Below are 7231 nucleotides of genomic sequence, written 5' to 3' on the forward strand. Positions count from 1 at the left end.
CGTGTCAGGTGAACACCCCCAGATTTTTTTCGATGAACGGTCATTTCCAAGGCTCCAGAAAAATCGCCCAGAGCCGATGTTGTTTCACGCTGACTCCTCCTCATCCAGGTGTTCCATGTTCAACACACGCTTGAAGCAAGAGCTTGCGGCTCTTCGCGAAGAAATTTCCAGCCTGCAGCAAGTGCGGGAGAGTCTCGACAGTGAAATGCTGGTGCTGTCCCTCGCAACCGATGGGCGCATCGAAACGGCTAATGACAACTTCACTCAGCAGATGCACTACACCGGCGCTGCACTGCTGGGCCGCCACCTTGATGAACTGGTGCCGGAGCACTTGAGAAGCGATGAGCATTACCTGCGCTTCAACGCGGCCCTGACCCGCCACGAACATTACAGCGGCACGGTGCGGTTGCTGCGTGGCAATGGGCAGGAAGCCTGGCTGCGCTCGATCATGCAGCCGATTCTGAGTTCAAGTGGCCGCGTGCTGAGCCTTTCGATCATTTCCAGTGACTTGACGCGCACCATCGAAACCTCGCGTGAGCATGAAAACCTGATGAGCGCGCTGATGCGTTCCACGGCCGTCATCGAATTCAACCTCGACGGTGAAGTGCTTACTGCCAATGAGCATTTCCTCAAGGCGATGGGTTACAGCCTGGCGCAAATTCAGGGTAAACATCACCGTCTGTTTTGCTCCGCGCAGGAATACAACAGCGCTGAGTATCAAACGTTCTGGAAGCGTTTGAACGCGGGTGAGTTTGTCGCCGCGCGCTTTCAGCGGGTGGATAGCCAGGGGCGGGATGTGTGGCTTGAGGCCACCTATAACCCGGTGCTTGACGCCAACCGCGCGCTGTACAAAGTCGTGAAATTTGCCACGGTGATCACAGACCAGGTTCATCGGGAGCAGGCCGTGTCCGAGGCCGCCGGTATCGCGTACAGCACGTCGTTACAAACCGATAACAGCGCACAGCGCGGCACGCAGGTGGTCACGCAGGCGGTAGAGGTCATGCAGAACCTGGCCAGGCATATGCAGCAGGCGAGTGACGGCATTGAAGCGCTGAATGAGCAATCGATGGTGATCGCCAGCATTGTTAAAACCATCAGCTCGATTGCTGAACAAACCAACTTGCTGGCGCTCAATGCCGCGATTGAAGCGGCGCGTGCCGGTGAGCAGGGCCGGGGCTTTGCCGTGGTGGCTGATGAAGTGCGCCAGCTTGCCTCGCGCACCAGCAAGGCCACCGAAGAAATCATCGGCGTGGTCCGCAAAAACCAGGACATGGCCCGCAGTGCGGTGGAATTGATGGGGGAAGGCAAGGAGCAAGCCGAGGAAGGGCTGGCGCTGGCCGCCGAGGCCGGGACGGTGATTGTCGAAATTCAGGACGGCGCACAAAAAGTGGTCAGCGCGGTCGGCCAGTTTGCCAACCAACTGGCATCTTGAGTGACCTTAAACGACTAAGACGCGTAAGAATTTAGTCGCTTGATGACGGAAAAAGTACGGTTAGGAGTAAACTCGGGGCTTTCCAAAGGAGTTTTTATGAGCCTCTACCAGCCTGGCATCCTCGCCAAACCCGTGCCGACCCAGGCGCGCTATATGTTTTTTGCAATCAAGTCGGTAGAAGCCTTGCCGGCGGCACTCGACACGTTGTCGCAGTGGGCCGATGGCAAAAGCGTAGTGGCGGGTTTCGGGTCACCGCTGGTATTGGCCCTGGGCGCTAAAGTGCCTGGGCTGCGCGTGTTCCCTGCACTCAACGCAATGGTCGAGAACCCGTCGACCCAGCACGCCCTGTGGTTGTGGTTGCTGGGTACCGACCGCGGGGAACTGTTGCATCGCAGCCAGGCCATCGAAACGGCGCTGGCACCGGCCTTCAACCTGCTGCAAGTGACGGAAGGCTTTCGCTACAACGTCGACCACGACCTGACCGGCTACGAAGATGGCACCGAAAACCCGGTGGATGAGGCAGCGGTTGAAGCGGCGATCGTCACGAATGCCGGTGCCGGGCTGGATGGCGGTTGCTTTGTGGCGGTCCAGCAGTGGCAGCATGACTTGAACGGTTTTGCCGCGCTGCCACAAGCCGAGCAGGACAACATCATCGGCCGGCGCAAGAGCGATAACGAAGAGCTGGAGGATGCACCGGAATCGGCCCACGTTAAACGCACGGCGCAAGAGAGTTTCAGCCCTGAAGCCTTCACCGTGCGGCGTTCCCTGCCGTGGACTGAAAACGGCAAGTCGGGCCTGATGTTTGTGTCGTTCAGCCGCACCCTCAATGCCTTTGAAGTGCAACTGCGCCGCATGAGCGGCCTTGAAGACGGCATCGTCGATGGGTTGTACCGCTTTAGTCGGCCGTTGAATGGCGGCTATTACTGGTGCCCACCGCTCAAGGACGGGCGTCTGGACTTGGGCGCGCTGAACAGGGCCTGAGCCTCGGTACCCGATAAAGGGAGCGAAACCGCCCGGTGACGTTCCCGCTTGCGCCTATTGCAACCGCAGTTTGCGGCGCATTTTCTCCACACGGTCGCCGCTTTGGTTCTGTTGCTCCAGGCGTTCGCGCAACGTGGCGATGTAAACCTCGCGGGTGCGCAGGATATGCCGGCTGAGCAGCTTGGCCAAGGCCGCCTGCTTGCCGGCTTGCACCAGTTCAATCATGCGTCGGTGATCCATGAATGACCGGTCCGGCTCATGCCGGGCGCGGCGGGCCAAGTGCGTGCGCAACGCCGCGACACGGCCCAGGTTGCGTTCGTAGGCATCCATCAGGTAACGATTGCCGCTGAACGTGAACAGGCTCAAGTGAAACGCAGTGTCTGCCGCGCCATAGCGCAAGCGGTCGTCCTGTTCCAGCGCGCTGATCATGTCCGCCAGGGCCTGCTGCATGGCCTGTAACGTGGCTTCAGGGTTGCGTTCCAAGGCTCGGCGCGAGGCTTCGACTTCCAAGGTCACACGGTGCTCGCACAGCTCGACGATATCGTCTTCGGTGGGGCTGAACACGTAGGTGCCCGATTTGGCCACGATGTTCACCAGCCCTTCGGTCTGCAGCATGGCCAAGGCTTCGCGAACCGGCGTACGGCTCACCGCAAAAGCGCTTGCCAAGCTCTCTTCGGACAGCGCTTCGCCAAGGTCCAGACGAGCCGAAACAATGGCCTCGCGGATGTCAGCGGCCAGGCGTACGGCGAGGGATCTCTCTACGGGTTTACTCATCGGATTTACGCAGTTTTGTCAGTGCCGAGTCGACGCTCAAGGCTTGTGGGGCGTCATGATAGCGGAAATAGATGCCTTTAAATTGTATACTAGTTGTTGTACCTTAGATTCGCCCTCCAACAATAATATGGACGTCTCCATGGCTTCTACCCCAGCGCTTCAGTCACCTTCTTTGCCTTTATTGATCGAGGCGCTGCGCGAACGGCTCGGCGACCGCGTCAGTACCCGCCGCGCCGAACGCGAGCAGCATGGCCGTGGTGAGTCTTACCACGCGACATTACCGCCGGATGCGGTGTGCTATGCCCACACCACCGAAGAGGTGTCGGCCATTGTCAAACTGTGCGCCGCCCACCGTGTACCAATCATTGCGTTTGGCGGCGGCACCTCGCTGGAAGGCCATGTCGGCGCGACGCTGGGCGGGATCTGCATCGACCTGAGCCGCATGCAACGGATTATTTGCGTGCGCCCCGACGACCTGGATGTGACGGTCGAGGCCGGTGTTACGCGCATGCAACTCAACGCCGAACTGCGTACCACCGGGTTGTTCTTTCCAGTCGACCCGGGAGGTGAAAGCACCCTGGGCGGCATGGCGGCGACCCGCGCCTCGGGCACCAACGCGGTGCGCTACGGGACTATGCGCGAGAACGTGCTGAACCTCACCGTGGTACTCGCTGACGGTCAGGTGATCAAAACCGGCGGCCGTGCACGTAAATCAGCCGCGGGCTACGACCTGACCCGTTTGTTTGTGGGCTCGGAAGGTACGCTGGGGATCATCACAGAAGTGACCTTGCGCCTGTATGGCATCCCGGAAACCACCTCGGCGGCGGTCTGCACGTTCCCGGCGATTGCCGAGGCTGTGAGTGCGGTGGTGTCCATCATTCAATACGGCATTCCTGTGTCGCGGGTGGAGTTGCTGGATGCGCGCACGGTGCAGGCGGTGAATAACTTTTCGCACATGGGGCTGGTCGAAACGCCAACGCTGTTTTTTGAGTTCGCCGGTTCGGCGGCCAGCGTGGCGGAACAGGTAGAGCTGACCCGGGAAATTGTCGAAAGCCACGGTGCGCTGAGCTTCCAGGCCGCTGCTGATGCGGATGCCCGCAACACCCTGTGGCGGGCGCGGCACAATGTTCACTACGCGATGCAGGCCATGCGCCCGAATGCCCGCATCTGGAGCACCGACGTGTGTGTGCCGATTTCAGCGCTCACCCAATGCATCGCTGAAACTGCGGAAGATGCCGCCAAGGTTTCGTTCTTTGTGGGCGTGGTCGGGCATGTGGGGGATGGCAATTTCCACCTGGCGTTGGTGGTCGACCCGGATAACGAGGTCGAAATGGCCGAAGCTGAAGCACTCAACGAGCGCGTGGTGGAGCGCGCCATTGCGCTGGACGGCACCAGCACCGGCGAGCACGGCGTAGGGTGCGGCAAGCGCAAATACATGACCCTTGAATACGGTGCCGCCGTGGAGGTGATGCGCTTGGTCAAGCAGGCGCTGGACCCGCACGGGTTGATGAACCCAGGCAAAGTGTTGCCGGACGCTTAACGGGCGGGCGCAAGGCCCGCGCCTTCAGCGCCCCTGTGTGCGCTGAAGGCATTGGGCTGCTACCCGAGGGCGGAGCAGGGTAGAATGCCTGCCCCAACCGTTGACTGCGCCTGCTTATGAAACCTCCTCGCCAACTCGCTAGCCAGACCCTCTTTCGCGGGCTGGAAGTCGTCGATGCCGTTGCAGATGGCCTCACCACGTTGCCGCAAATCAGTGCCCACCTGGGGCTCTCAACCAGTACCACGCATCGGCTGGCCTCGGCGTTGGTGCAGGTTGGCTATTTGCGTTTTGAAGCGCGAAAGGGCTACAGCCTGGGGCCGCACTTGATCGAACTGGGCTTCAAGGCCCATCGCCAGTCAGACCTGGCCACCCGTGCCCGACCGCACCTGCAGGCTCTGGCCGACCAGACCCACGACACCGTGCACCTGGCAACCATGCTCGATGACCAAGTGGTGTACCTGGACAAAGTTGCCGGTTCTCGGGCCGTTCAGATCAGTTCGTTGATTGGCGGGCGCAAGCGGCTGTGCAGCACCGGGGTGGGCAAAGCGTTGTTGCTGGATGCCAGCGAAGCGCGTTGGGTTGAGGTATTCCGACAGGATGCGGCCAGTGGTTTTAGTGTCAGCTATGACGAGGCGCAATGGCTGGCGCTGATGCGCGGTTATGCGGCGGGGGGCTATGCGTTCGATCTGGGTGAAGATGATGAGTCGATCCGCTGCGTGGCCGTGCCTATCCGTGATGCCAGCCAGCAAATTGTTGGCGCGGTCAGCGTATCGAGCACGGTGCAGTACATGGATGAAGCGCGCAGGCTGGCGCTGATTGCGGTGGTGCAGCACTGCGCCACCTGCATCGGCCGCGAGTTGGGCGGCTGATGCAAGCGGCGCTGTCGGTCAGACAATACCGGTGGTGTAAAACAGCACAATGGCCAGGGCGGCCGCGACCGTCTTGATGATGGTGATGGCGAAAATATCGCCATACGACTGTCGATGGCTGAGCCCGCACACGATCAAGAGCGTGATCACAGCACCGTTGTGAGGCAGGGTATCCATGCCACCACTGGCCATGGATGCGATACGGTGGAACACCTCCAGCGGAATGCCGGCCGCATGGGCAGAGGCAACAAAGGTATCGGCCATGGCCCCCAGCGCAATGCTCAGGCCGGCAATGGCAGAACCGGTGAGCCCCGCCAGCACCGTGATGGAAATAGCTTCGTTAAAGAGCGGGTCGGGAATGGCCTTGAGGGCCGCTGCGGCGACGACGAAGCCTGGAAGAATCGCCATGACGGCACCAAAACCATACTCGGAGGCGCTGTTCATGGAGGCCAGGATCGAACCGCTGGCGGCAGCCCGGCTGCCTTCCATAAACTTGGGCATGATCACGTGGCCGCGGGTCAGCAACAACGTGAGTATCCCGGCCATCAAGGCACCGAGCACCGCCCACACGGCGGCGTAGGTTTTAATGTCGATCACCACCGGCGCGGTCATGCCGCCAATGGACAGGCTGTATTGGCTGCCATACAGCTGAGGGATCAGCTTGATCAGGTAGAAGTTCGCCACACACACCACCACCAACGGCAACAGCGCAATCAGCGGGTGGGTCAGCTTTTCATTCGGATCGGCCGGTTCCGGTTCGTTGATGTGGCCCGTGCCGTAACCTTCCCCGGCGCGCAAGGCGGCGCGGCGGCGCGACTCCAGGTACAGCATGCCGGCGGCGAAAATCATTACCCCGCCAATGGTGCCTAACCACGGTGCGGCCCAGGTGCTGGTCTGGAAAAAAGTGGTGGGAATGATGTTCTGGATTTGCGGGCTGCCGGGCAGCGAATCCATGGTGAAGGTAAAGGCACCCAGCGCGATTGTGCCGGGGATCAGACGCTTGGGGATCTGGCCCTGGCGGAACAGTTCAGCGGCAAACGGGTACACCGCAAACACCACCACGTTGAGGGACACGCCCCCATACGTGAGGATGGCGCAGGCGAGCACAATCACCAAAATGGCGCGGTGCCCGCCCACCAACCGGATCAGAGCCCCGCTGATGGCGCGGGAGTTGCCCGACACCTCAATCATCTTGCCGAACACGGCTCCCAGCAAAAACACCGGGAAGAAGGTTTTGATAAACCCGGCCATCTTTTCCAGGAAGACGGTGAAGTAAGCCGGTGCAACAGCGGCGGGTTCGGTGAGCAGGATGGCCCCCAAGGCGGCAATGGGGGCAAAGATAATAACGCTATAGCCTCGGTAGGCCATAAATATCAGAAACGCCAGAGCGGCAAGGATGACAACAACTTCCATCGGCGAAGCTCCATATTATTTTAGTTATAAGTCAGGATGAGCGGTGCTGCTGCGCCTTCGTTAGCGCCCGCGGGCGGCTAACAGATCCAATGCCACGTCCACGATCATGTCTTCCTGGCCGCCGACCATCCGGCGCTTGCCCAGTTCGACCAGAATGTCGAGGGTTTTGAGGCCGTACTTGGCCGCCGCGACTTCGGCGTGGCGCAGGAAGCTCGAGTACAC

6 protein-coding genes and 1 pseudogene are annotated in these 7231 nt (G+C 60.5%); 4 read left to right on the forward strand and 3 right to left on the reverse strand.

What is annotated here, in order from left to right; translation table 11 throughout:
* Positions 1 to 115: 115 nt before the first annotated feature.
* Both Q1W15_RS00115 and Q1W15_RS00120 read left to right on the forward strand, forming a co-directional pair.
* Complete coding sequence (locus Q1W15_RS00115) at positions 116 to 1432, forward strand: PAS domain-containing methyl-accepting chemotaxis protein (RefSeq protein ID WP_300719336.1); 1317 nt, start codon at positions 116 to 118, stop codon at positions 1430 to 1432.
* 96 nt (positions 1433 to 1528) lie between these two features.
* Positions 1529 to 2413: a Dyp-type peroxidase gene (locus tag Q1W15_RS00120; RefSeq protein ID WP_300719338.1), complete on the forward strand. Its 885-nt coding sequence runs from the start codon at positions 1529 to 1531 to the stop codon at positions 2411 to 2413.
* Positions 2414 to 2467: 54 nt separating this feature from the next.
* On the opposite strand, the gene Q1W15_RS00125 is transcribed toward Q1W15_RS00120, so the two are convergent.
* A complete protein-coding gene (locus Q1W15_RS00125; protein ID WP_300719340.1) occupies positions 2468 to 3187 on the reverse strand; it encodes a GntR family transcriptional regulator in 720 nt (239 codons plus the stop codon).
* A 139-nt stretch (positions 3188 to 3326) separates the two neighbouring features.
* Between Q1W15_RS00125 and Q1W15_RS00130 the strand changes: the two genes are divergently transcribed.
* Together Q1W15_RS00130 and Q1W15_RS00135 are read left to right on the forward strand one after the other, a co-directional pair.
* Entirely contained in the window at positions 3327 to 4727 is a 1401-nt protein-coding gene (locus Q1W15_RS00130) for an FAD-linked oxidase C-terminal domain-containing protein (RefSeq protein WP_300719342.1), read from the forward strand.
* Positions 4728 to 4843: 116 nt separating this feature from the next.
* Positions 4844 to 5596 carry an IclR family transcriptional regulator gene (locus tag Q1W15_RS00135; RefSeq protein WP_300719344.1) on the forward strand — a complete coding sequence of 251 codons (753 nt, stop codon included), beginning with the start codon at positions 4844 to 4846 and terminating at the stop codon, positions 5594 to 5596.
* A gap of 18 nt (positions 5597 to 5614) precedes the next feature.
* Here Q1W15_RS00135 and Q1W15_RS00140 read toward each other — a convergent pair whose 3' ends face one another.
* Together Q1W15_RS00140 and Q1W15_RS00145 are read right to left on the reverse strand one after the other, a co-directional pair.
* Positions 5615 to 7009 (reverse strand): GntP family permease, encoded by a 1395-nt coding sequence (locus Q1W15_RS00140; protein ID WP_300719346.1) that lies wholly within the window; start codon positions 7007 to 7009, stop codon positions 5615 to 5617.
* A gap of 60 nt (positions 7010 to 7069) precedes the next feature.
* Positions 7070 to 7231 (reverse strand): annotated as a pseudogene (locus Q1W15_RS00145) (4-hydroxy-2-oxovalerate aldolase); the annotation flags it as partial.

This window comes from Pseudomonas sp. (genome assembly GCF_030150285.1).
GTDB lineage: Bacteria > Pseudomonadota > Gammaproteobacteria > Pseudomonadales > Pseudomonadaceae > Aquipseudomonas.